General features: G+C 57.6%; 25 protein-coding genes. 8 read left to right on the top strand and 17 right to left on the bottom strand.

The features are described from left to right. Nucleotides 1-296: 296 nt before the first annotated feature. The 4 genes from LK493_RS06155 to dnaK form a co-directional block, all read right to left on the bottom strand. A complete protein-coding gene (locus LK493_RS06155; protein WP_006235210.1) occupies nucleotides 297-713 on the bottom strand; it encodes a heat shock protein transcriptional repressor HspR in 417 nt (138 codons plus the stop codon). 72 nt (nucleotides 714-785) lie between these two features. Further along, nucleotides 786-1751 (bottom strand): DnaJ C-terminal domain-containing protein, encoded by a 966-nt coding sequence (locus LK493_RS06160; protein WP_022094000.1) that lies wholly within the window; start codon nucleotides 1749-1751, stop codon nucleotides 786-788. Between the two features lie 107 nt (nucleotides 1752-1858). Beyond that, on the bottom strand, nucleotides 1859-2701 hold the full coding sequence (locus LK493_RS06165) for a nucleotide exchange factor GrpE (protein WP_227790457.1): 843 nt from the start codon (nucleotides 2699-2701) through the stop codon (nucleotides 1859-1861). Between the two features lie 2 nt (nucleotides 2702-2703). Beyond that, nucleotides 2704-4596 (bottom strand): molecular chaperone DnaK, encoded by a 1893-nt coding sequence (gene dnaK / locus LK493_RS06170; protein WP_117564548.1) that lies wholly within the window; start codon nucleotides 4594-4596, stop codon nucleotides 2704-2706. A gap of 530 nt (nucleotides 4597-5126) precedes the next feature. On the opposite strand from dnaK, the gene LK493_RS06175 reads away from it, so the two are divergent. After that, nucleotides 5127-5378 (top strand): indolepyruvate ferredoxin oxidoreductase subunit alpha, encoded by a 252-nt coding sequence (locus tag LK493_RS06175; protein WP_227790458.1) that lies wholly within the window; start codon nucleotides 5127-5129, stop codon nucleotides 5376-5378. Nucleotides 5379-5617: 239 nt separating this feature from the next. Here the strand turns inward: LK493_RS06175 and LK493_RS06180 are convergent, their stop codons facing one another. The 4 genes from LK493_RS06180 to nadA are packed head-to-tail and all read right to left on the bottom strand — an operon-like array spanning nucleotide 5618 to nucleotide 9485. Continuing rightward, nucleotides 5618-6163 carry a transcription repressor NadR gene (locus tag LK493_RS06180; protein ID WP_227790459.1) on the bottom strand — a complete coding sequence of 182 codons (546 nt, stop codon included), beginning with the start codon at nucleotides 6161-6163 and terminating at the stop codon, nucleotides 5618-5620. After that, entirely contained in the window at nucleotides 6163-7023 is an 861-nt protein-coding gene (nadC, locus tag LK493_RS06185; protein ID WP_227790460.1) for a carboxylating nicotinate-nucleotide diphosphorylase, read from the bottom strand. Before nadC ends, LK493_RS06180 begins: the two co-directional genes overlap by 1 nt. A 3-nt stretch (nucleotides 7024-7026) precedes the next feature. Beyond that, the gene (locus LK493_RS06190) at nucleotides 7027-8403 is read right to left on the bottom strand and encodes an L-aspartate oxidase (protein ID WP_227790461.1); all 1377 of its coding nucleotides are present in this window, start codon (nucleotides 8401-8403) and stop codon (nucleotides 7027-7029) included. A gap of 56 nt (nucleotides 8404-8459) precedes the next feature. Then, on the bottom strand, nucleotides 8460-9485 hold the full coding sequence (gene nadA / locus LK493_RS06195; RefSeq protein WP_227790462.1) for a quinolinate synthase NadA: 1026 nt from the start codon (nucleotides 9483-9485) through the stop codon (nucleotides 8460-8462). Between the two features lie 292 nt (nucleotides 9486-9777). On the opposite strand from nadA, the gene LK493_RS06200 reads away from it, so the two are divergent. Both LK493_RS06200 and LK493_RS06205 read left to right on the top strand, forming a co-directional pair. Further along, nucleotides 9778-10500, top strand: a complete 723-nt coding sequence (locus tag LK493_RS06200; protein ID WP_006235221.1) for a LytR/AlgR family response regulator transcription factor — start codon at nucleotides 9778-9780, stop codon at nucleotides 10498-10500. Beyond that, a complete protein-coding gene (locus tag LK493_RS06205; RefSeq protein ID WP_227790463.1) occupies nucleotides 10500-11777 on the top strand; it encodes a sensor histidine kinase in 1278 nt (425 codons plus the stop codon). Before LK493_RS06200 ends, LK493_RS06205 begins: the two co-directional genes overlap by 1 nt. Before the next feature lie 64 nt (nucleotides 11778-11841). Here the strand turns inward: LK493_RS06205 and LK493_RS06210 are convergent, their stop codons facing one another. After that, nucleotides 11842-12417, bottom strand: a complete 576-nt coding sequence (locus LK493_RS06210; RefSeq protein WP_227790464.1) for a hypothetical protein — start codon at nucleotides 12415-12417, stop codon at nucleotides 11842-11844. Nucleotides 12418-12553: 136 nt separating this feature from the next. Here LK493_RS06210 and trxA point away from each other — a divergent pair, with 136 nt between their 5' ends. Continuing rightward, nucleotides 12554-12874: a thioredoxin gene (trxA, locus tag LK493_RS06215; RefSeq protein WP_022093990.1), complete on the top strand. Its 321-nt coding sequence runs from the start codon at nucleotides 12554-12556 to the stop codon at nucleotides 12872-12874. 178 nt (nucleotides 12875-13052) lie between these two features. On the opposite strand, the gene LK493_RS06220 is transcribed toward trxA, so the two are convergent. The 8 genes from LK493_RS06220 to LK493_RS06255 form a co-directional block, all read right to left on the bottom strand. Next, the gene (locus tag LK493_RS06220; RefSeq protein WP_227790465.1) at nucleotides 13053-13973 is read right to left on the bottom strand and encodes a YARHG domain-containing protein; all 921 of its coding nucleotides are present in this window, start codon (nucleotides 13971-13973) and stop codon (nucleotides 13053-13055) included. A gap of 134 nt (nucleotides 13974-14107) precedes the next feature. Then, nucleotides 14108-14914, bottom strand: a complete 807-nt coding sequence (locus tag LK493_RS06225; protein WP_227790466.1) for an N-acetylmuramoyl-L-alanine amidase — start codon at nucleotides 14912-14914, stop codon at nucleotides 14108-14110. A 10-nt stretch (nucleotides 14915-14924) separates the two neighbouring features. Then, on the bottom strand, nucleotides 14925-15188 hold the full coding sequence (locus LK493_RS06230) for a hypothetical protein (protein WP_195362198.1): 264 nt from the start codon (nucleotides 15186-15188) through the stop codon (nucleotides 14925-14927). 18 nt (nucleotides 15189-15206) lie between these two features. Beyond that, a complete protein-coding gene (locus LK493_RS06235; protein WP_227790467.1) occupies nucleotides 15207-15794 on the bottom strand; it encodes a hypothetical protein in 588 nt (195 codons plus the stop codon). Next, complete coding sequence (locus tag LK493_RS06240; RefSeq protein WP_227790468.1) at nucleotides 15781-18486, bottom strand: FtsK/SpoIIIE domain-containing protein; 2706 nt, start codon at nucleotides 18484-18486, stop codon at nucleotides 15781-15783. The genes LK493_RS06235 and LK493_RS06240 overlap by 14 nt, the downstream gene beginning before the upstream one ends. Then, nucleotides 18486-18932, bottom strand: a complete 447-nt coding sequence (locus LK493_RS06245; RefSeq protein WP_227790469.1) for a nucleotide exchange factor GrpE — start codon at nucleotides 18930-18932, stop codon at nucleotides 18486-18488. Before LK493_RS06245 ends, LK493_RS06240 begins: the two co-directional genes overlap by 1 nt. Continuing rightward, on the bottom strand, nucleotides 18932-20041 hold the full coding sequence (locus LK493_RS06250) for a J domain-containing protein (protein WP_227790470.1): 1110 nt from the start codon (nucleotides 20039-20041) through the stop codon (nucleotides 18932-18934). Before LK493_RS06250 ends, LK493_RS06245 begins: the two co-directional genes overlap by 1 nt. A gap of 9 nt (nucleotides 20042-20050) precedes the next feature. Next, a complete protein-coding gene (locus tag LK493_RS06255; RefSeq protein ID WP_227790471.1) occupies nucleotides 20051-21610 on the bottom strand; it encodes an Hsp70 family protein in 1560 nt (519 codons plus the stop codon). Nucleotides 21611-21759: 149 nt separating this feature from the next. Here LK493_RS06255 and LK493_RS06260 point away from each other — a divergent pair, with 149 nt between their 5' ends. The 4 genes from LK493_RS06260 to nikR all read left to right on the top strand — a co-directional run bounded on the left by LK493_RS06260 (nucleotide 21760) and on the right by nikR (nucleotide 24363). Next, the gene (locus tag LK493_RS06260; RefSeq protein WP_195192678.1) at nucleotides 21760-22101 is read left to right on the top strand and encodes a helix-turn-helix transcriptional regulator; all 342 of its coding nucleotides are present in this window, start codon (nucleotides 21760-21762) and stop codon (nucleotides 22099-22101) included. Nucleotides 22102-22239: 138 nt separating this feature from the next. Next, nucleotides 22240-23514 carry an ATP-binding protein gene (locus LK493_RS06265; protein ID WP_227790472.1) on the top strand — a complete coding sequence of 425 codons (1275 nt, stop codon included), beginning with the start codon at nucleotides 22240-22242 and terminating at the stop codon, nucleotides 23512-23514. An 86-nt stretch (nucleotides 23515-23600) separates the two neighbouring features. Next, on the top strand, nucleotides 23601-23849 hold the full coding sequence (locus LK493_RS06270; RefSeq protein ID WP_006235225.1) for a hypothetical protein: 249 nt from the start codon (nucleotides 23601-23603) through the stop codon (nucleotides 23847-23849). Nucleotide 23850: 1 nt separating this feature from the next. After that, a complete protein-coding gene (nikR, locus tag LK493_RS06275) occupies nucleotides 23851-24363 on the top strand; it encodes a nickel-responsive transcriptional regulator NikR (protein WP_022094795.1) in 513 nt (170 codons plus the stop codon). Nucleotides 24364-24452 lie beyond the last annotated feature (89 nt).

The following is a 24452-nucleotide window of genomic DNA, read 5'->3' on the forward strand; positions in this document are numbered from 1 at the left end:
TTTTGCCTCTTGACAATGTCCTGCTCATATTAAAAGGAACGTCCCCAAGTGCCAAGTGCCGCAAGAATGTCCCCTTTAACTAGTCATTTAAGAACGTCCCCAATGACCACCGCATCCGGAGCAAGGCAACGCCGCAGGTAGAGGACGGACAGCGAGCGACGTCCAGAGCGAACAAGTTGGCATGAAAAAGGCAAGGCATAGACCTTCTGGTCATGCCTTGCCTTTTGAATGACAAATTGTCGCTCTGGACGTCGCGCAGCGTCGAGCCGTTACGCCGTTCGGCAGAACGGCGTAACCTAGAGATCCCCGCCTGCGCCCAAAAGTTTGCGCATGACCTGTTCGGGGTTAACCGAGCCGTCGCGCGGGGCCAGGGCGGTGATCTTCTTCTGCATCTTGTACTCGTGCAGCTCGTCCTCGAGCTGGCGCACGCGGGCACGGAGCTTTTCGTTCTCGCGCTCGCGCTCCTCAGCACGCTCCTTCATATCGAGAATACGCACCACGCCGGCAAGGTTGATGCCCTCGTCGGTCAGCTGGTTGATGAGCTCCAAGCGCTCGATATCGGCACGCGAATACAGACGCGTGTTGCCGCCCGAGCGCTGGGGGTTCACCAGGCCCTTGGACTCGTAGACGCGCAGAGTCTGCGGATGCATACCGGTCAGCTCGGCCGCCACGCTAATCATGTACAGCGGTTTGTTCCTATTGTCCTCGGCCATGCTACCTGACCCCTTTCCGTCTCGTTATCGTCCATCATAAGCCCGCGGGCGTGGGCGTGCGCCGCGACCGCCCTAGTACGTCGCCTTGTAACGGTTGACCTTCTCGCGGTAGTCGCGCGTGTCGGCCTCGCGCAGCTTGGTCATGGCATCGCGCTCGTCATCAGACAGGTTCGTGGGAACCTGCACCTTGATCTCGACAAGCAGCGCACCGGTGCGCCCGCGATGCTTAACGTCGGGCGCGCCCATCTCCTTAAAGCGGAACTTCTTGCCCGTCTGGGTACCCGCGGGCACCTTCAGACGAACCGTCGCACCACCGGGCGTCGGCACGTCCACCGTGCAGCCGAGCGCCGCCTCGAAGACCGAGACCGGTACCTCCATGGTCACGTCGGCACCTTTGCGCTTAAACAGCGGGTGCTCCTCCACATGCGTGGTCACGACCAGGTCGCCGCGCTCGCCACCCGCAACGCCGTACTCGCCGCGACGCTTGTAGCGTAGCTTGCCGCCGTCGACCGCGCCCGCGGGGACCGAGACCGTAATGGTCTGCTGCTCGCCCGTCGAGGGAATGCGGTAAGTGACCTTGTGCGTCACGCCGCGGAACGCGTCCTCAGCCGTCACATCGACGGTCAGCGACAGGTCGCCGCCCTTGCGAGCGCGGCTGCGACCCGCGCCGGCACCGGCAGCGCCCGCAGCCCCGGCAAAGCCCGAGCCCCAATCGCTGCCCCAGGCGCCGTTGCCGCTAAAGATGCTGTCGAAGATGTCGCCCCAGCCGCTGGCGCCCGCGCCGGCACCGTAGCCGCCGCCATACGCGCCGCCTGCGCCCGGCATGCCGCCAAACATGAGCATCTGGTCGTACTCTTTGCGCTTCTTCTCGTCCGAAAGCGTTTCGTAGGCCTCGCTGATCTCCTTGAACTTGGCCTCGTCGCCGCCGGCATCGGGGTGATATTTTTGCGCGAGCTTGCGAAACGCGCTCTTGATCTCTTTGTCGGAGGCGCTCTTGGATACGCCCAGGATGTCATAGAAGGTTTTGCCTGCAGCCATCGTAGCTCCTCTCCTGTTTCATCCGCCGCCCAGCGGGCGGCGGCTCATGCTTTCATATGGCACTAGGCCAGAAAGGGCCCCGGGTGTCGCCCCGGGGCCCTTCTCAATTACTCCTCGGTGCTCTCGGCCGTATCGGCCGCAGCATCCTCGGGCGCCGCTTCGGGCTCCGGTGCGGGGCGTTTCTCGCCGCCGTAGGTCACCGTCACCATCGCGGAACGCAGGATGCGATCCGCCATGCGGTAGCCCTTCTGGTACACGTCGTTGACGGTCTCGTCGTACTGCGATGCGTCCTCGACACGCCCCACGGCCTGGTGCTCGAGCGGATCGAACGCCTCGCCCTTGGGGTCGATGGGCTCAACGCCCTCGTGCGCAAACACATCGAGCAGCTTGGCATGCACCGCGTCAACGCCATCGACGAACTGCTTAAAATCGTCGGAAAGCTCCTGGCTACGGGCATGGTCGATTGCACGCTCGATATCGTCAACCACCGGCAGCAGCGCAGTGACGAGCTTCTCGGTCGCGCGCTCGCGCTCGGCGATGCGCTCGTTAGCGGTGCGGCGACGGAAGTTCTCCCAGTCGGCCTGTAGACGGGCGGTGCGCTCGGTGGCGTCCTTTGCCTTGTCCTCGGCGGCCTTCTGAGCCTCTGCCGCAGCATCGAGCTCGCTGCGCACGTCGGCAAGCTCCTTTTGGGCCTGCTCGAACTTGAGCTTAAAGTCGTTGTCGGCGGCTTCCTCACCGGCGCGGATAGCAGCTTCCACCATCTCGTCCTCGGTCATCGTCGCCTCCTTGTTGGAATCCTCTACCTGGTTCTCGGCAGCCTCGGCGGCCTCGGTCTCGTTGACCTCGGTATCGTCGACGGCCTCTACGGGAATCTTCACGTCCTTCTCCTCAGAGTCAACGGGGGCGGCGCCAGCGGCAGCCGCCTCCGTGCGAGCTTTACGGGCGGACATGATTACTTGTCCTCGTCGTCCACAACCTCGTAGTCGGCGTCGACAACGTCATCGTCGGCAGGCTGGGCACCGGCGGCACCGTCGGTCTGCTGCTGAGCGTCGGCGTAGACAACCTGGGCAAGCTCGTAGGCCACGGACTGCAGGGACTCGCCAGCGGCCTTGATGGCCTCGACGTCAGAGCCCTCGAGCGCCTTCTTGGCGTCGGCGATAGCGGCCTCGGCCTTGGACTTCACGTCGGCGGAAACCTTGTCGCCCAGCTCGTTGAGGGTCTGCTCGGTGGAGTAGCACAGGCTGTCGGTCTGGTTGCGGACCTCGACCTCTTCCTTCTGCTTCTTGTCCTCCTCGGCATGAGCCTCGGCGTCCTTGACCATACGATCGACTTCGTCGTCGGACAGAGCGGTGGAGCCGGAAATGGTGATCTGTTGCTCCTTGCCGGTGCCCTTGTCCTTAGCGGAGACCTTGACGATGCCGTTGGCGTCGATGTCGAAGGTGACCTCGATCTGCGGCACGCCGCGGCGGGCAGCCGGGATACCGGTCAGCTGGAACTTACCGAGCGACTTGTTGTCGCGAGCAAGCTCGCGCTCGCCCTGGAGCACGTTGATCTCGACGCTGGTCTGGTTGTCGGCAGCGGTGGAGTAGACCTCGGTCTTGGAGGTCGGGATCGTGGTGTTGCGGTCGATCATCTTGGTCATGATGCCGCCCATGGTCTCAACGCCCAGCGACAGCGGGGTTACGTCGAGCAGCAGGATGCCCTCGACGTCGCCGGTGAGCACGCCGCCCTGGACGGCAGCGCCGTCGGCAACGACCTCGTCGGGGTTCACGGACATGTTGGGCTGCTTGCCGGTCATGGTCTTGACCAGATCCTGGACAGCGGGCATACGGGTGGAGCCGCCGACGAGGATGACCTCAGTCAGATCGGAGAGCTTAAGCTTGGCGTCGCGCAGGGCGTTGGTGACAGGCTGCTTGCAGCGCTCGAGCAGGTCGCGGGTGATCTTCTCGAACTCGGCGCGGGTCAGCGTGTAGTTGAGGTGCAGCGGGCCGGACTGGTTCATGGTAATGAACGGCAGGTTGATGGTGGACTGCTGCGCCGCGGAGAGCTCCTTCTTGGCGTTCTCGGCGGCCTCCTTCAGACGCTGCAGGGCCATGGGGTCCTGACGCAGATCGACGCCGTTCTCCTGCTGGAACTTGTCGGCCATCCAGTCGATGACGCGCTGATCCCAGTCGTCGCCGCCCAGGTGGTTGTCGCCCGAAGTGGACAGAACCTCAAACACGCCGTCGGCGAGGTCGAGGATGGAGACATCGAAGGTGCCGCCACCCAGGTCGAAGACCAGGATGCGCTGGTCGGTGCCCTGCTTGTCCAGGCCATAGGCAAGAGCGGCAGCGGTCGGCTCGTTGACGATACGCTTGACGTTGAGGCCGGCGATCTTACCGGCATCCTTGGTGGCCTGACGCTGGGCGTCGTTGAAGTAGGCCGGGACGGTGATGACGGCGTCGGTGACGGTCTCGCCCAGATACTTCTCGGCGTCGGCCTTCATCTTCGCGAGCGTCATGGCGCTCACCTGCTCGGCGGTGTAATCCTTGCCCTCGATATCGACGACGGCACGGCCGCCCTGGCCCTCCTTGACCTCATACGGCACGGTCTTGATCTCGGAGGTGCACTCGGAGTACTTGCGGCCCATGAAGCGCTTGATGGAGAACACGGTGTTCTTGGGGTTGGTGACAGCCTGGTTCTTAGCGGCCTTACCCACGACACGGTCGCCGTCAGCACGGAAGCCAACAACGGACGGGGTGGTGCGGTCGCCCTCGGCGTTCACGATGATGGTCGGAGAACCGCCCTCGAGGACGGCCATAGCGGAGTTAGTAGTACCAAGGTCGATACCAAGAATCTTACTCATTAGAAATTCCCTCTCTCTTGTGCGTTCGCGCCGACTCGGCGGTCTGCCGCGCGGCGCTTCGGCTTGTCTTTCAGGATGTAGTGTATCCCCTTATGGGCCGGAATATACAAAATCTAAGTCAATTCATATAAGATTTCTTATCTCTGAGAGTTTAGGTTCTCAAATGCGCAGGTAGATGCACTGTTTGAGTTCTCGGTAGATCTATTGAGATCTATGTAGAGTTGACTGAGGTTTGCGTCCGGGGGTGCCTGGGGGCCGTCTTGCGGAAAGTTCATCCCGGTTTGAGCGTGGATTCCGGGTCGCAGTTTCCTCTAGCGGGCCCAGCCGGAAACTGCGACCCGGTTTTCGGCCAAATAACGGGATGCCCTTTCCGCAAGCACGCTCAATCGCCCTATACTTCAAGTCACCTATAGCTAACATTTGCGCAGCTCAACGGCCTCACCTGCATGTTTTTTAGTAAGCCGCGGCATACTCGGCGAACGGTATGAAGATGCCGGCCAGAGGGTATTGCAAACGGTCGCTCCCGTGGTATGTTTTTGCCCGAATCAAACCGGCGCGCATCGCCTGTAGCGTCGGTCAACAGAGAGGAAACTACCATGGCTCATCCCGTAATTGATGCCGACGAGTGCATCGCTTGTGGCGTTTGCGTCGACTCCTGCCCCGCTGGCGTTCTGGAGCTCCAGGACGTCGCTACCGTCGCTGACGAGGACTCCTGCGTCGCTTGTGGCGTCTGCCAGGACGCTTGCCCCGCTGGCGCGATCACCGAGATCGTCGAGGAGTAACAACTCCCCCACCTGCACACTCAAAAGTACACCGTGCACAAAAAAGGAGGCCTCCGCATCGCCGCGGAGGCCTCCTTTTTTGTGCGGATAACTAATTTGGCACCGTCGCAGGTTGAGCTCACGTCAGCGAAAACACCCCTAAGCGAGCAAGGTGACGTGAAAGAGGAGGGAAGCGTACTTTTTGTACGCAACCGACGATTGAACGTCAGATTGCCGCTTAGGGGCGTTTGCAGCGTCGGCTACGATAGATCGTCCTCGTAGGGCATCAGGTCTGCTAGGTAGCCTTTCTCCTTGAGCATCGCCTCGATCTCGTCGAGAGTCTGCTCGTCTTCTGCCGCAATACGGTGGAAGTGATAGCCGCTGGTTACCGTTAGCAGCGGAAAGCTCTTGCCGCTCTCGATATCGTGCAGGTAGCGCTCAACATCGCGACGATTGCGGATGTCCAGGTCGGCCGTGATCTTGCCGTATACGCGGTGATTGACGATTACGTTGAGCACGGCGCCGCCCGCGTCGACGATGCTCGTGAGCTCATCGCCCGCCTGCTCCACGCCGTGGCGAACCTTGACCAGACGCGTGGGCACGGCGGGGCTGCTGGGGGCCTCCTGTAGTACATAGCCGCGATTGGTGGCGACGATATCGTGCCCGTCGGCGCGCAGCAGGGCGATGTCCTGCACCACGACCTGACGGCTCACGCCCACCTCACGGGCAAGCGCACTGCCCGAGACAGGATCTTTGGCTCTCTCGAGCACGGCCATGATGGAACGGCGACGCTCGCGGGCATTCATTATTTACCGTCCAGCAGACGCAGGTGCTTAAGCGAAAGGTCGAGGATCGGCGCAGAGTGCGTCAGAGCGCCCGAACTAATAAAGTCAACGCCCAGGTCGGCGAGCGCGCGGATATTGCTGGCATCCACGTTGCCCGAGCACTCAGTCTTGGCGCGACCGGCGATAAGCTCAATCGCGGCAGCCATGTCGTCATGGGTCATGTTGTCGAGCATGATGATATCGGCGCCGGCCTCCACGGCCTCGCGCACCATGTCCAGGTTCTCGCACTCAATCTCGACCGTCGTGGTAAACGACGCATGGGCGCGCGCCATCTCAATCGCGCGCGCCACGCCACCGGCGGCGTCGATGTGGTTGTCCTTGAGCATGACAGCCGTCGACAGGTTATAGCGGTGGTTGCTGCCGCCGCCGATCTCGACTGCGGCCTTCTCGAAGACGCGCATGCCCGGCGTGGTCTTGCGCGTGTCGACAAGCACGGTCTTGGTGCCCTCGAGCGCAGCCGCCATCCGATGCGTGTAAGTGGCGATGCCGCTCATGCGCTGCAGATAGTTGAGCGCCACGCGCTCGCCCGAAAGCAGCACGCGCGCGTCGCCGCGCACCTGGCCCACATGGTCGCCAGCGTGTACCTCGTCGCCGTCCGCGACATCGAACAACACGGAGCTCTGCGGATCCAGCAGCTCAAAGGTGCGGGCGAATACGTCCAGGCCGGCGATAATGCCGTCGGCCTTGGCGATGAGCTCAACGGTAGCGGGGCGCGCCGTGGGGCACACGCTCGCCGTACTCACGTCCTCAAACGTGATGTCCTCGCGCAGAGCCTGCAAAATCAGATCATCGACGACGAGCTTCATGGTAATGGGATTCATGGTCTACTCCTCTACGGCCTGCGTGCCGGCGGCACGGGCCAAATCATCGATTGCAAGGGTATCGGCGCTCAGGGCGCGGTGACGCCCGTCAAGCGCGGGCTCACCGGCCTGCTCCACGGCCAGCGACTCGCCGGTGCGCATGTACCACGCGGCGCGGCGGCCCCAGACCAGCGCCTCGAGCAGGCTGTTAGAAGCCAGGCGGTTCTTGCCGTGCACGCCATTGCAGGCCGTCTCGCCGGCGGCGTAGAGCTCGGGCATCGAGGTGCGGCCGTCCTTGTCGACCCATACGCCGCCCATAAAGTAGTGCTGCGTGGGTGTAACGGGAATGGGCTCGTCCAGGATGTCGCGGCCGTCCTCCAGGCAGCGCGCGCGAATGTTGGCAAAGTGCCCGGTCACCACGTCACGCTCGACGGGGGCAAAGCTCAGCCACTCGTGCTCGGTGCCGTCCTGCTTCATCTGCTCGCGGATGGCGGCGGCGACAACGTCGCGCGGCTGCAACTCGTCGGTAAAACGCTCGCCGGCGGCGTTGAGCAAAATCGCGCCCTCGCCGCGGCAGCTCTCGCTGATCAGGAACGTGCGACCCGGCTGCGGCGAGAACAGACCCGTGGGATGGATCTGCACGTAGTCCAGGTGCTCCATCTTAATGCCATGCTCCTGAGCGATGTAGCAGGCGTCGCCCGTGAGCTGCGGGTAGTTGGTCGAGTGGTCGTACACGCCGCCAATGCCACCCGTCGCCCACAGCGTGTGGCGGGCATGGATCTTAAACGGCTTACCGGCATGCACGCCCTCAACGGCATTTGCCAGCTCGTCGGCGGGGCGAACCGAGTTGTCCTCGTCCACGGCTGCGGCGACGACGCCGGTGCACACCGTGGCGCCGTCACGCTCGCCCGTTAGAATGTCGGTCATGGCCACGTGCTCCAAAATCTGCACGTTATCCAGCTTGCGAACGGCCTGGAGCAGCTTGGTCGTGATCTCCTTGCCCGTAATGTCGGCATGGAAGGCAATTCGCGGACGGCTGTGCGCGCCCTCGCGGGTAAAGTCGAGGCTACCGTCGGCCTTGCGCTCAAAGTCCACGCCCATGGCCAGCAGGTCGTTGATGACCGAGCGGCTCGAGCGGATCATGATGTCGACGCTCTCGCGGCGGTTCTCGTAGTGGCCGGCGTGCATGGTGTCCTCAAAGAAGGCATCGTAGTCCGAGCCCTCGGGCAGCACGCAGATGCCGCCCTGCGCGAGCATCGAATCGCACTCGTCGACCGCGCCCTTGGAAAGCATGATCACGCGCGTGCTCGTCGGCAGATTGAGGGCCGCGTACAGGCCCGCCACGCCGCAGCCGGCAATGACGACGTCGCACTCCATATCGGGGTATTGCTTGGTTTCCACAGGAATCCTCTCCCTTGTAATGTGGCATAAGGGACTGCCCCTCATGTCACATTGTTCTAGCGCGCTGCGTACTCGAGCATACGGTCGAGCGTGAGCTTGGCCTGGTCTGCCGCCTCGTCCGAGACGCCGATCTGCACCTCGCCCTCGCCCGTCTCCAGGCAGCGCACGAGCTTTTCGAGCGTGATGAGGTCCATGTTGACGCAGGTGGGCTGCACCGCGGGGAAGTAGAACTTCTTGCCGGTGCCCTGGCAGCGGCGCTCGAGCTCGTAGAGCACGCCGCGAACCGTCACGATAATGAACTCGCTCGCGTCGGACTTCTCGGCATACTTGATGATGCCGGCGGTGGAGCCGATGTAGTCGGCCTCGGCCAGGACGTCGGCCTTGCACTCGGGGTGCGCCAGCACGAGCGCGTCGGGGTGGGCCTCCGTCGCGTCGACGATCTGCTCGACGGTGATGATGTGATGGCGCGGGCAGTAGCCGTTGTTGAGGATGACGTGCTTTTGCGGCACCTGCTCGGCTACGAAGCGGCCCAAGTTTTGGTCGGGAATGAACAGGATATGCTGCTGCGGCAGCTCGGACACAATCTTAACGGCGTTGGAGCTGGTGACGCACACGTCGCTCCAGCTCTTGATCTCGACCGTGGAGTTGACGTAGCAGACCACGGCAAGGTCGTCACCGTACTCGGCGCGCGCTGCATCGACTGTCTCGCGCTTGACCATGTGCGCCATGGGGCAGTCCGCGCCCGGCTCGGGCAGCAGCACGGTCTTAGTGGGATTGAGCAGTTTGGCGCTCTCGCCCATAAACTCCACGCCGCACAGCACGATAGTCTGCTGCGGCAGGCTCTTGGCGAGCTTTGCCAGGTAGAAGCTGTCGCCGACGTAATCAGCCACGGCCTGCACCTCGGGCGCCACGTAATAGTGCGCCAGGATCACCGCGTCACGTTGGGTTTTTAGCTGCTGAATGGCCTCGACGAGCTCTGCGGGCACCAGTGCCGCGCGCTCCGTTGCCGTCGTTGCCGATGCTAGGCCGGCCGCGATATCGCGTGCAAGCTCCGACGCATCCATGTTCGCGCTCTGTGCCATCAAGGCCCCTCTCTTTTGGCGAATCTTGGGGCTTTAGTATGACACCTAGGTTTACAGCTGACAAGACAGCTGTAAACCTAGGTGTAAAGTTGAAATAAAGATTCAATCTTGGGTCGGGTCCATTTTCGAACTGGCAAGCTGAGGATAGCTGAGCTCTCGATGGCGCAGGAGGCATCTTTCGCCACCGCAACACCGCTTGGCGCGAGCTGCACGCCGTGGGGCGCAAACGGTCCGCACCCCCGCAAGCGGCGCGTGCCCGATGTGGCAAAATCGAACTACTTAAGGGGGCCGAATGCTCAAGATTATTGCCTGCGACGATGATGTCGCTTTTCTAGATAGACTGCACCGGATGATCGACCGCTGGTCGACCGAGACGGGCACGGCGGTCGATGTTGCGCTCGTCACGCGCGGCGAGGACCTGCTGGCCCGCCATGCCGCATCGCGCGCCGACATCATTCTGCTCGACATGATCATGCCGCTCGTCAACGGCATGGACACCGCACGCGAACTGCGCCAGGCCGACACCGCCGTGCGCCTGGTGTTCCTCACCTCGTCGCCCGAGTTCGCGCTGGAATCCTACGAGGTCCGCGCCTTCGACTATCTGCTCAAGCCCGTGACTTACGAACGCCTGGCGCAGTTACTTAACGAGCTTTCGAGCATGCGCCCGGCGGCAACCGACGAGCTCGTGATCAAAACTTCCTTTGGCTACCACGCCCTGCGCCTGTCCGACATCGAATATGCCGAGGCGCGCAACAAGCACGTGGTCTTCCACCTGCGCGACGGACGCGACATCGAGGCACTCGAGTCGTTCCGCAGCGTCGAGGACCGTTTGGCGCAAAATGCCACCTTCTTTAAATGCCACCGCAGCTACCAGGTCAACCTGCGCAACATCGATCACTTTGACCGCACGGACATCGTCATGCGCTCGGGCGCGTGCATCCCGCTTTCGCGCAGTTGCAAGCAGGGATTCCAAGACGCCTACTTTGCGGTGCGCTTTGAGGCTGGGAGACACTGATGGTCTCCTCGGTCGAAATGGTCCTTTGGGCAATCCACCACGCCACAACGCTACTCTTTGGCGTCTTTGCCTCGGCGGCGCTGTGCGGTATCGAGATCAACCGGCGTCATGCGCTTGAACTGGTGCTGGTCGGTGCCGTAACCGGATGCGCATTTGGCCTCGCCAATGCCGTCGGCGGAGAGCTTTTCGCCCGCCAGGTATATCCGCTCGTCGTGCATCTGCCGCTCATCATCTATTTGTGCGCGCGCTACCGCCTGAGCCCGCTGCTTGCCGTGCTCGGCATTACGAGTGCCTATCTGAGCTGCCAGTTCAGCAATTGGATGGGCATCGCCGCATTTGCCGCAACCGATTCTCAGATCGCGTACTATCTGGCGCGCATCGCGACCACACTCGCCGTCTTTGCCGTCCTGCTGCATTGGGCCGGCGACATCGGTCCGCGCTTGGCGATTAAAAGCACCACCGAGCTGGGCATCCTTTTAATCCTGCCGCTCGTCTATTACGTCTTTGACTATGCCACCAACGTCTACACCACGCTGTTCCACTCGGGCTCGGTGGTGACGGTTGAGTTTTTGGCATTTGCGCTCTGTGCCTTCTATCTTATGTTTCTTGCCGTTTACCTGCGCGAATACGAAGAAAAGGAAACCGCCGAGCGAGAGCGCTGGATGCTCGAAACCCGCGACAGCGCCGCCATCAAAGAGCTCGAGGCTTGGCGTCAATCTGGGCGCGAGCTGTCGATTCTTCGCCACGATATGCGCCACTTCCTACGCGGCCTGGCCGCTTTAATTGAGGAGGGCCACACCGACGAGGCGCTCAAACGCATCGATGAACTCTGCGAAGCCGGCGATCGCACCGCCGTACGCCGCTTCTGCGCCAACGAGACCGTAAACATCGCGCTTTCGTCATTTAACTCGGAAATCAATAGAAACGGCATTACCGCCAACCTGCGCGCCGCCGTACCCGAAACCATCCACGTAGGTGACGCCGACCTGTTTAGCGTGCTCTCAAATGCCTTGGAAAACGCTATCACCGCCGCAAGCGCCGCACCCCAAGGAAAGCGATTCGTCGACTTTGACCTGCGATTAGAGGACGGCCAGCTGCTGCTGTTAGTTTCCAACACGTTTGACCGCGCGCCGCGCATGGTCGACGGCATGCCCGTGACCCGGCATGCGGGCCACGGCTTTGGCACCAGGAGCATCAAACTTGCCGTGGAGCGCATGAACGGCAACTGTCAGTTCCGCATTAACGGCGATCGGTTTGAGCTGCGCGCTGTGATGTAGAAGTGCGGCGCCGATCTCGAGGTGTGCCTTGCCCGCCAGACAATCGCTCGCCGGCGCCAATCCGCTACAGCGGAGCGGCCGCCGGGGTCAGCTGCTTGATGTATGCCCACATGCGCTGCTTGGCGGCTTTGTCAGTGAGCGCCGCCTCAAAACCGTCGAGCGCGAGCACGCGGCGGCCCTGCACATGAGCGATCAGGCCGGGCTTGAGCATGGCGGTGTCGAAGTCATCGATCGCCACGAGCATATCGGCGTAGGTCTCGCGCATGGTATCGGCCGCGCGATCGTCCAGCAGTAGCACCGCCTCGGGGTCCAAAGCCTCAAGCGCCTCACGGAACAGCTCGCACGGCAGAGTCTCGCCCACCGCGACCGCTCCGTCACCCACGCCGGCGACGCTTGCCAGCACGCAAAAATCCTCGGGCGCGTAGCCGATGGCCCCAAGCGCCTTGCGCAACGCCGCGCCATCCGGGCCGGCGGCAAGCTCGCCACCCGAACGCTCGGCCTCGTCCAAATCGCCTTTGACCAGCACGATCGGCGAGCACGCGTTGCCCGCGATACGCACGCCACGGACCGCAAGCGATGTGAGCTCCTGCTCGGCCGCCTGGGCGATGGCTTCTTTTTTCTGGCTTTGTGACGTGGGCATGCGCTCTCCAATCGTTTGCGTGCCCACCATTATATAAAAGAGCTGCCCGCGAGTGGTTGCTTTGCGGACGGCTGGGTATAAGCACGGTCGTACTGAGTTTTACGCGGCTGAGCCGCGTCACATTATGGAGGTCACCATGGCTGACATTAATCAGATTACCCCCGAGAACTTCGATTCCATCGTTAACGACAGCCTGCCCGTGCTGGTCGATTTTTGGGCACCGTGGTGCGGGCCCTGTCGATCCCTCTCGCCCATCGTTGACGAGGTTGCCGATGAGCTGGCGGGCAAGCTTGCCGTTGCCAAATGCAACGTCGACGACAACCAGGACCTGGCCATGAAGTATGGCGTCATGAGCATCCCCACGCTGATTGTGTTTAAGAACGGCGAGGAGATTGACCGCTCGGTTGGCGCTCTGCCCAAGGCGAGGCTGCAGGCGCTGCTGGAGAAGCATCTGTAATACGCTTGTTACTTACCCGCCGTCTATGAGCGCTTTTGCACCGCTCGCCGGACTTCTGGATGCACCGAGTGCAGCCACGGATAGTATGGTAGTCACAAACAGCCCCCAGTGAACGGGTGCGGGTCGCACAGACTCGCACCCGTTTTCTTCATTTACCTAGTCTTTGCCACAAGTTTTGTTATGGATTTAAAAACTCAGATCCGATAGCACGTTCGTAAGACTGGATCGTTTCGGCATTTGCCCTCTCGATATCATTAAGCGGTGATGTCATCGCATCAAATTCCTCAGGCGAGTATATGCCTTCATACCAATCCTTATTGTCGAAATACTCTTGAATCTTCTCATTCTTGAACTTGCGACCATGGCGTGCATATATTTCATTTCTTGCCAAGCAAAGCTCCCATGTGCTCATACCCATTTCTTCAATCTCCGCCTCGGTATAACGCCATGAGTCGCTTTCAGAAAGTAAGTAACCGTCTACCGTCGAACTCTTCGCATCACAGTAATAGGAAAAGCTATCCATAACCTTATGTGATTGATCATCAATATATGACACGACAACCGTACGGCTATCACCCGAATCGCTACCGAGCGTCGACCGATATGCGAGCTTGCAAACTCCGTCCGAACCAACTACAACACTCCGGGGGTTAGTCGAAGCCTGCTCACCGTTCGTACCCGCTTCTTTCAGGGACCAATTCTCCGGCTTCGACAACGCCTCTGTCGAAGAGCCGGTCACCTTGACATTCACCACCATCTCTGGAAACCCGGCGGAGTTATTTGATACCACTATTAATTCAGTTGCGTCCTCATCGTCGGCCTCGTCCTTTTCATCTGAGTTTTCCGACTCAAACTCATCGACGTCCGATTTATACATCGTATGCTGATAGGTTTGAGTGATTTCTGGTGATGAGTGCCCACTCCCGAATCGATTCCAAACATAAAAGCCGCCAACAATGATGACGGCCACCAGGCCAATTATCACGATTTTATTTGAATCGAATCCGCCAATTAACCCAATTACTCTTTTACCTAGTTCGTTGCCAGAATCCTCCGCCGCCGCCTTCCCCTTCGCATTATCCTTGACATCGAATGGCATCCGCTCATTCTCTGTGGTCGACCGACCCACGCCAGAAGATACTTTCGCAGCACAAAAGGGGCAGTAAACTGTCCCCTCTTCTATCTCTGCGTTACATTTGGGACACTTCACTGTCTCCCCTTTCAAGCTGTCTTTTAGCCATCAACATGACGCCGATATTCTTGATAGTTCGACAGATATGATGAGAATTCCGCCGATGTATCCGAATTTCCCGTCCGCCACGCCTTGTGGTCGATAATCTGGCTCTTGAACCCGTAGTACTCATCGATATACGCAATTAGACCGTCGACAGCGATAAGCTGCTCTTCGGGGTAATCGCCCGATCCTCCAACATGAACCATCTCAATCCCAACGGAATAAGAGTTCATGCCGTAATCGGGATAGCTTCCCCCTATCGGTAACGTTCCGACCTTGTCATCTCTCGAATCATCGATTGTTCCATACTGCTCGTTCTTCCCAGCATCGCCAAAACCGGCATGGTGCGCGATTTGATCGAGAGGCACGCATTGAACGATCGACCCATCTTTTCCAACAACAAAATGAGCCGCTACCTTATTGCCGTTGGACTCCCACCAATCGATGACACTTTCAGGGGAAGAATCGCCCTCCGTATCGTGCAAAACGATGTACTTCTGAAACTCAGGACCCTTAGGCCCATGCGCCAAGTCGGCGTAGTACCGTTCTTGAATGCTTGGCTGAAATTCCGAGCTCCCATCGATGGACGAAGAGCGGGATTCGTCTTGCCCTACAACCCCTGAAACCGCGTCAGCAACTCTCGCGTTGCAGATATCAAGCACATCTCCAACACCATCTGCACAAGCCGCCAGAACACAATTGCTTCCGCTGGATTTCACGACCTTTCTCACGCCAATACGACCGACCAGAACAATTCCCAAGCCGAACAAGAAAACGGCAAGCGCGGAGACGAGCCCCCGCGCCACCCATAAACGCCTAGAGCGTACTTGCATACGTGCTGACCACATCGCATGCCGTACTGATAAGGCCACCCGCCTCGAGCAGCTTTGCCGCTGCCGCTCCAAGCTGCCCAACCGCCTCATTTTGAGCGGTCGAATTTGTTCCTTCCATTGCCGCGTTAAGCATGTCGTGCAGTGAATCGAGATCGTCCGCCACCGTGACGCACACACCTCGCTGCGTCTCCATCTTCGACACCAACGCGTTCAGCTCTGCAACGAGCTGGCCGATGTTCTGACTCATTTCTGTTCCTTTCCGTTGTCACAACAACCCAAATAGCGCATTCGCAATAAGCGAAATTACCCCAATACAGCACGCGCATAGAATCGCCGCCTGAGAAAGGCAGCCGCCTTTCGACTCCTCGGCTTTAACGGGAAGAGGATCCAGCATCGCCTTCTCTTCTTCCATCAGAAGACGCTTCCGGTCAAGAGCCGCCCGTCGAGCATCCAGTGCATTTGAAGATCGCTGACTCAACTCGTCCACAGACGTATCTTTTTCAATCATCTCGATATAGCAATCGATTTTCTTGATAAGCCCTGATAACGAAGAGGCAAGCTCGGCAGCGTCTTCATTCGACGCAATCGGTCTTACCATGTTCGGAAGCGCAGCGCCGACGTCCTTCGCGTGACTCCCCGCAAGTCGTTTAGACAATTGCGAAAAAGCCTCCTGTGCTTGATGCGCCAGGCGATCTATCTCCGCTTTCTTTTTGCCCGCCATGTTCCTCGCAGAAATCGACTCCCGATCACAACGATCGCACTCCTGCTTAACAAGCTGGGCGGTCGACGCCTCCGATTTCAGAAATCGTTCTGCTTCGGACAAATACCTTTCGTACAAATCATCCCTGCTCATCGTCGCCCCTCCTCCATAATCGCGTTGCGACAAAGGGCATGAGCTTCATTGAGGGACGTCCCGAAGAAGCCTCCTTGTAAAGGACCCGGTTCTCTTGCCCGTTCCACTGGCACAGCGGGCCATCCAACTGCTTCGCTGCGACATTCGAGCCAAACAGACACGCCACGCCGTCAAAAGACGACAGTCCCGATGAACCCAACTGCGCTGAAAGCGCTACGGGGTTTTGCCAATGGCAGACAAAGTGGATTCCGTGCATAGGAGCCTCGCGGAATACCTTTTGAATCTTCTGCTGAGCACCAAAGTCGAAAGATCCTAGTGAGTCCGCATTCGGCACCAACACAAACCGCTCCCGCCCACATTCTTCCCCGACATCATTTCTCTGAAGACAATTGGTAATCCATGCAGCCGCTTCGTCCGAAGGCACGACCTCCGGAGAAACCCCCGCACGAGCGCATATCTCCAGAGTCGAATTAGAAACATGGCGCGCGCCATCCTCCACTACAGCAAACTCAGCGCCTCGCTCATAGCGTGCAAGCGATAAAACAAGCGTTTCCATAACACACGCCGCAAGATCGACAGAATTCGGAAGATCACCGAGCCCTGGCAGCGTTCCCCTGCCCACAAGAGCGATATTGCTTCCCGCAGCTCTTTCAAACGGGAAATATATCGGTGCCAACCCAGCAGAAACACCCCGGCCAAGCAAGGCGCTCGGCACGTTACCTGAATCTATGTCGTTCTGCTCAAGGAGGGCCTCAGTCAACTCCGGCAGAGTGCTTCCGTCGAAAACCACCGGTTCATCAAGGTGCCCTTTTGGCATTGTATAGAACTTGTTCCTGAGACTGTCCAACGTGGCATCCTCAGCAAACGGCGTAAGCACCGTCACATTTGCGCTCGGATTTCCGTAATCTTCGTTCAGAATTGCCTGTCCCCTGAACCTTAGGCTAGCAGCCGCCTCGTTAAAGGGTCCGAAAGTCGCCCGCGACTCCGCCGGCGAGTTTTTCAGTCCGATACGGATAGGAAACTGTGCGAAGAACTTGCCCTGGGAAATGGCAAGATTGGTTATCCCGCCGATACTTTGTGACGCCAATATCACGTGAATACCGTATGCACGATAGAGGCGAACGATGCGTTCCAAAAGTTCGCAGGCTTCCTTGCCTCTTGCGCCTTCTAAAAATAGCTGGAACTCATCAATGACCACAACGATACGCGGCATCTTATTCCCGCTATTGCGCCGATACTTGAGCAGATTATCTCCGTAAGGCTTGATCGCAGCGGCCCTCCGTTTGGCCTCGGCGGCTATGGAATTCAGCACATCCATGGCAAAGTCTTCATCGGCCTCAAGCCCAAATGCCTTTACCTGCGGTAGGTACTCGGGGGAATCCGGCGTGGGAGCCATGGGAAACAGGGTAACGCCCTCTTTGAAATCAAACAGATAGAGTTCCAACTCGTCGGGAGAATACCTGGCGCACAAACCGTAGATGATATCTTTCAACAGATTCGATTTACCCTGTCCGACCGCGCCGGTTATCAGTGCATTATGTCTTTGAGTCTCATTCGAGCCAATCGTGACATCAACCGTCTGGGTTCCACGCAGACCCAGCGAGAACGTGACTCCGTCCTCACTCGTCTCCATCCAATACTCCGCGGGAAGCACCGACTCGATCTTTACTTCGGGCAACCGCAGCTCTGCCGCTGATCGGGCCATCCGCTCGGCGGCTTGCGCCGATTCAATCGTGTCAAGCTCATAGAGCTCAACATCATAGCCATCGTGACCCAGCCATCGGGCATGACTGCCCGAGAATAGTTCGAGACGCTCCGAAACAGGATAGGAACGTTTCTTCTCGCAATACCATTTGGGCAAGTCGTCCATCTTAGGTTGTATCATTAGGAAAGAAGTGCCTGCCTTTGGGGCCGCCTTCATCAGCGAGCAGATACGGTCGTATTGCTCGGCAGCCATTCCCATCGGCATATCGTGGATCACAACGAGCTGGTACTTCTCGACCGGCATTCCGACCCGTTGGTGATATACCGCCAGGCTCTCATCGTCTGACAGCAACTCGTTGTTGATTTGCGTCACACGGTCGGTCAGCTCGTTAAGTAAGGCATCGAGTTCGCCTCTCGAATGCAAATACCTGACCGCTGCCTCGCCTTGCCCGTTCCGGCCAATCGTCGAAAAAGGAGCCTCGATGTTTTTTAGTGCCGGGTCAAAACTAATGATTTCAACTTGCGACGCTGAAGTCGATAAAAGCGTCTTGGCCTCTACCTCGCGCACTACCCCGTCTGAAATGCAGCCCTCGCCTGAAACCGACATCACGATATTGCCGTGACCAAGCAACGGAACGATAAAGGGCACCGTAAACAAATCGTCACGTTTTGAAGTTTTCGACATCGATCCAATCTGGATATACTCGGCGGCATTGAGGGCCGAGCCTTCCTCGATCGCCAGCAACTCGTCAACGGTATCCTGCACCCGCTTTTTCGAAAGGGCGTTGCGGCGCTTCTCCCGGATGCTGAGTTTATTGAGCGCTCGTGTTTTTGCCTCCTGTCTCTCCTTCAGCGTCATCTTCAACCACGTGTCAACGGAGGCAGATTGGGATTCACAAGCTCCCAGCAGATGAGCCTGGCATTCCTTGACCTCGCTGAGCGCTTGCCTCATTTCGGCATAGGTCTCTTCCAGCGACATATTGGCCATCAGTCCTCTTCGTGCCGAAAGACAACCACTCGCGCTGGGCGGAGAAGTCTTCCGCCAATCCTGTAACCGTCTCGCTCTACTCGAGCCACCTTTCCATCTTTGAAGGCGTCGTCTGTCTTAATCAATCCAACGATTTCATGCTCATGTAGATTAACCGTCTCGTCACACAGAACAGGCTCAAGCCCGTAATGGCTACAAACCTCGATAATCTCATCCACAATCGAAGACCTCAAGTCCTCTGACAGCGGCTCATTCTTGACTCTATCAACGGCAAGCAGCAGCTCACTGAATAATCCTGCATAAGCTTCGCCAGTGGCCAAGTCTTTGATTTTTCTTGAATCTGATTTGAGAGAAGCAAGAGACGCTCTGAGCCGTTCTGTACAGTCAATAATTGCTTGGCGATCCATCTCCAAGCTGTCAAGTGCTTGGTCCCAGCGCACGTCCATTATTGGAGCCCTGTCCTCTTTGCAAGCTCTCCTAATTTACGGGCATTGATCATCCATCCGGTCGGTACAACAAAGAAGAATGCATACAGGAGCAGCCCAAAGAACAGAACGAGCGTCAAGGGAGCGCCACTTGACCCGCTTATCATAAATAAGAAGGTCAAGCCGCAGAGAATCCAAAACCATCGGGCCGGTGCAATGTAGTGCCTTTTACGCGCCCAGTCGATAAGGCCCTCCATTTTCTCAATCCATTCCTCATCAGCCTTGTCGATATTTCCCAACGCGCGCATTTCACTAACGACAAGTTCAGCATGCTGGATTTGTTTCATATTGGTGAAATAGCCAGCATTATCCTTTGAGCTCATTTTGTTCTCGACATCCGTCTCTAGACACCGGCATAACGAGCTTAGGACGGGTCCATAATCCGGATGTGCCTCATGAAGATTGCGCGCCATAGTGAGGGCCTGGTCAAATTTCCCCTGAAGATAACGCGCATCAACCAAGCGCGCCATAATCGTATAGTCGCTCTTATCAATCTGCTGGGCCTTCAGAAACTCAGCCTCGGCGTCTGCGTATTTATCAATCATTATGTACGAGTCGCCCAACAGCCTATGAGCGGTCGCCTGATTCGAGCCAAGCTTCAGCAACTCGGATGCAGCAAAAATGGATTCGTCATACTTGTCCATCGAATATGCTGCCAGAGCCCACACAAGCCATGCTTCCGCATCGGTTGAGCAACTCCTTGTTGCCTCCCTAGCGGCAAAACAAGCGTTGGCACTCTGACCGTTTTTGAAATAATCTTTCGCTTCTGATGTCCAGTCTTTCTCGGCGGTTGCAGCACGGGCGTCTTTTTCCAGGTCCCTCTTGCTGTCACTCTTCCCGCTATCATATGTGGCATCGTATTCCAAGCGTTTTGAACTGTTGTGAAACAACGAATCTGCTTCATTTAAGAGCTGCATCATCCTTTCGGCGTTCGCTCTTTGCATAGCATCCGGAGATCCTTCGAGACGCCTGAAGCGCTTTCGTGTTTTCTTAATCGCCTCTTCAATCTCCTCAATCGGCGCATTCTTTTCCAGCTCGAGAATTTCATAGTAGTCAACAAATTCTTCCATCAGTGTCCCCTATCCAATTTCGATGTTCTTCATCTTGTTAACGGCAGTATCGAGCTGCCGTTCATCCATATTCGCCACACGGTCGATTTCGAACTCGCCATACAGCTGGCCGCTCCCCCCGGCATATAGACGGATATGCACGGTTTGTTCTCTGTCGTATTCGTAAACCACGCGGACGGGAGATCCCTTGGGCAACCCGGGCGGAAGCGGTATTTCCTTTGAACCGATAATGACCACATAGTTCAAGTCTGGGTCATCGCCTTGTGTCACCTGGACATCGACGTACGACTGGTTCTCACTCACCGTTGCTGCGTCCTGTGAATAACTCCCCGGCACCGGTGAATTCCTCGGAATCACGACATTGTTGTAGTCTTTGCCGTCTTTCCCGAGCATCACAACCCCCAAAGGTTGCGAGGTAACATCGGCAATGACTACGCTCGGAGCCGTAAAGAGGGGCATATCCGGCAAACCATTTTCTGCCGACCCTGCCACGTCAATGCTCGATTCCATTTCTATTGCGGCCTGAACGGCAGCCCCCATGGCGACAGCCTCATCGGGATTTACCCCAAGCTCGGGTTTCATCCCCGAAATGTCTTCGATTAGCTTGTGCACCATTGGCATACGCGTTGAGCCACCAACAAGGACCACATGATCGATTTGACCCCATGAATAACCGGTGTCCTCGAGCACGTCCTCGACCAGCTCCTGCGTTCGATTCAGGAGCGACCTACTCGCCCGCTCGAAATCTTCGCGAGAAATAGCCACACGATAAGGCTTTCCGTTCTTCGAAATATGGAGGTTTGCCTTTGGCACGTTCGAAAGAGTGCGCTTAACCATTTCGCATTTCTCTCGAAGCTCGGCACTTATCAGATAATCATCGAGAACATTACCGGCACCCTGTTTCGAGAGTTCTTCTGCCACAAACGACATTAGAGCGTTATCGAAATCGAATCCTCCCAGGTTTCTATCGCCATCGGTTCCGATAACCGTAAAGCAACCGTCCTCTATCTTAAGAAGCGTCACGTCGAACGTTCCGCCGCCCAGATCATAGACAAGCGTGACGCCGTTCTTCTCGGTATCGAGACCAAAGGAAAGGGCTGCGGCCGTCGGTTCATTCAACACGCGAAGCACTTTGGTGCCCGCAATTACACCTGCCTGCTTTGTCGCAGTTCTTCTTGCATCATCAAAATATGCGGGAACCGTAATCACGGCTCCGCATACTTCTTCTCCAAGTGCCTGCTCGGCATCTTGCAATAATTTTTTGATAATAAGGGAGGAAACCTCTTCTGCAGAGTAGGAAACGCCCGAGTCGGAGTCGAATCTCCAATCCGGATTTCCCATCTGCCGCTTCACGAACTGGACAACATTATCGGGATCACTTGCCGCCGAATGCTTGGCCATCGTTCCAACAAGCGGCTCGTCTTTTCCGTCAAATGATTGGAATAAAACAACCGAAGGTGTAGTCGGTTCTCCGTCCGCATTCTTCAGTATTTCGGGAAGTCCATCGTCTCCCAACACAGCGACGGCCGAATAGGTCGTCCCAAGATCGATTCCAACAACTCTCCCCATAGCCACCATTCCTCGATGTCTATTTCTATTGGTTTTGAGTTTATTCATATTAGACTTTATGTCAATTATTGCACCTAAGAACAATTCAGTTAGACATTTGACCGGCATTGAAATGCAAAGTTGCTCTTGATTATTCAGACGGGAGCGACATGGATGAGACTAGTAGACATACCGCACTCGCCAGAATCCGCAAAAAGTCAGGGCTTACTCAGCTTCAAATTGCGGACAGTCTTGGCGTTAGCAAGGCGACATATAGTGCATGGGAAACAGGTCGAGCAAAACTAGGAGAAGACCGCATTGTTGCATTGTGCGATCTCTTTGGATGCACGCCCAACGATATCCTTGGCTATACCAAAGATCCAGACGGAAGCCCTGCGTTTTTTACCGCTCAGGAAGACGAATATCTATCGCTCTTCAAAGCCCTACCGCCAAACATCAAGGCCGACATTCTTGACATCATGCGTTATACGACAAAGGCCTGGAGACTCTAGGGCTTCTCTTTTGGCATCATGAATGTTAGCTAGATATAATGTCCAACTTGCACAATCTAAATCGTCCAACTTGCACAATCTAAATCGTCCAACTTGCACAAATCAACGGTATAATACCCTACTAGCAAGGAGGGTGACATGGGTTCAATTCAACACGGTTATTTACCACGAGTCGCGGACAAAGTGCTCGCCAGAAAACTAAAATCTTCTGGGGCTGTCCAAATCAAAGGGCCAAAATGGTGCGGCAAGACCGCAACGGCTGAACAGGCAGCCGCAAGCAGCATCTACATGCAAGACCCCGATAACGGTCCGAGCTACATCCAGCTTGCCGATTCGAAGCCCTCTCTCCTGCTCAAAGGAGATGAGCCACGCCTCATCGATGAATGGCAAATGGCCCCACAGCTTTGGGACGCCGTAAGGTTCGCGATCGACCGCGGCAAAGGACGAGGCAGGTTTATCCTCACCGGCTCCGCAACGCCTCGGGCAAGCGAAATGCCGGCACACTCAGGAGTCGGCCGCATAGCACGTATAAACATGCGCCCGATGTCACTTTTTGAATCACGCGAGTCAACAGGATCAGTTTCGCTGGCAAGCCTGTTTGATGGAAACACCGATGTTGCCGATATGGTCGACTTCGATATCGAACGTATCGTCTACTCACTTTGCCGAGGAGGTTGGCCTGAAGCGGTTATCGAGCCAAACCATGGGATTGCGCTATCCATGGCCCCTGATTACATCTCGGAACTGCTTGATTCCGATATCGACGAGATTGATGGACTGCGGAGAAATAAGACTTGGATGGCCCAGATTATTCGAAGCTACGCTCGCAACATCTCAACAGAGGCATCGCTCGCAACAATCGCCGCCGACATGCAAGGAGAACCTCCCTCAAGAAATACCGTTTCTGAATATGTCGACGCCTTGACCCGCTCCTGCGTTTTCGAAGATCTCGAGGCATGGGCCCCGCGGCTCCGCTCAAAAACCGCCGTACGGACAAGTCCGACGCGCCATTTCTGCGATCCATCGCTTGCGGTCGCAGCCCTGGGGGCAACGCCTCAAAAACTCCTGGAAGATTTTGAAACATTTGGGCTTCTGTTTGAATCGATGTGCATCCGTGACCTGCGCACCTATATGGATCTACTTGGCGGCAAGGTTTACCACTATCGGGACAAGACCGACCTTGAAGCCGATGCCGTACTCGTGCTAGATGACGGCAGGTACGCTCTGGTTGAGGTCAAGCTTGGCTCAAAGCCTATAGACACCGCTGCCGCCAATCTCAAGAAACTCGCATCTAAAATCGATGCGACCCACCAAGGCGAAGCGTCCTTCTTGCTCGTTCTCACTGGAACCGCGACTGCCTACCGACGGGAAGACGGTGTCGTAGTCACGCCACTTGCTTCACTGGCACCGTAGGACAGCTGGCATACAGCGGCGGGCGCGGGAGCCCTCCGTAGTAGAATCTGAACCACTGATTAGACCCGTACAAAAGGAGATTTCCCATGCATGATGTCGGAATGAACATGAGCCAGCTTGCCATGAGCGTCAAGCAGGTCGACGACACCATCGAGCTCGCTCACGAGTGGAGCCATCAGCTGCTGCATGCGACCGAGAATTTTGACATGGAGCGCATCGGCGCCAAGCTCGAGGCCGCCATGGCCGCGCTGCACGAGGCGCATGACGCGCTCGAGGGCTACGAGGAAGCCATCGAGGCCGACCACAACTCCGTCGGCTCCGTGAAGCTGGTGTAAGGTGGCCGAACACGAGCACAGCTGCGGGTACGAGCACGAGCATCCGCACGGGGCGGACGGTGACGCGGGCTGCCACTGTAGTGGTTCCGGCTCCGAGCTGGTCCGTTTTTCGGTTACCGCGCCCGACGACCTGCTGCGCCGTTTTGACGAGCAGATCGCACGCCGCGGCGACGTGGCCAACCGCTCCGAGGCCGTGCGCGACCTGATTCGCGCCTCGATCGCCAAGGAGCAGATGCGCACGCCCGATGAGCACGTTATCGGGTCGCTCACCATGATCTACGACCACCATACCGGTGACCTGACGCGCCGTCTGGACGAAGTGCAGCACGACTACACCGACGAGATCGTATCGACCATGCACGTGCATCTGGATCACCACAACTGTTTGGAGATTCTGGCGCTCAAGGGTCGCGGCGAGCGCGTCTACGAACTAGCCGACCGCCTGCTGGGCCTGCGTGGCGTTAAGCACGGCGAGCTCACCTGCGCCGCCACCAAGCAGAGCCTGGGGCTATAGCGGGATTTCCCGCAGCGCACCTGCCAAAAAGGGACAGGTTTGTTTTGGCGGGTTTAGAAGTTTTACCTACCAAAATAAACCTGTCCCTT

The organism is Collinsella aerofaciens, from assembly GCF_020709435.1.
Lineage (GTDB): Bacteria > Actinomycetota > Coriobacteriia > Coriobacteriales > Coriobacteriaceae > Collinsella > Collinsella aerofaciens_AU.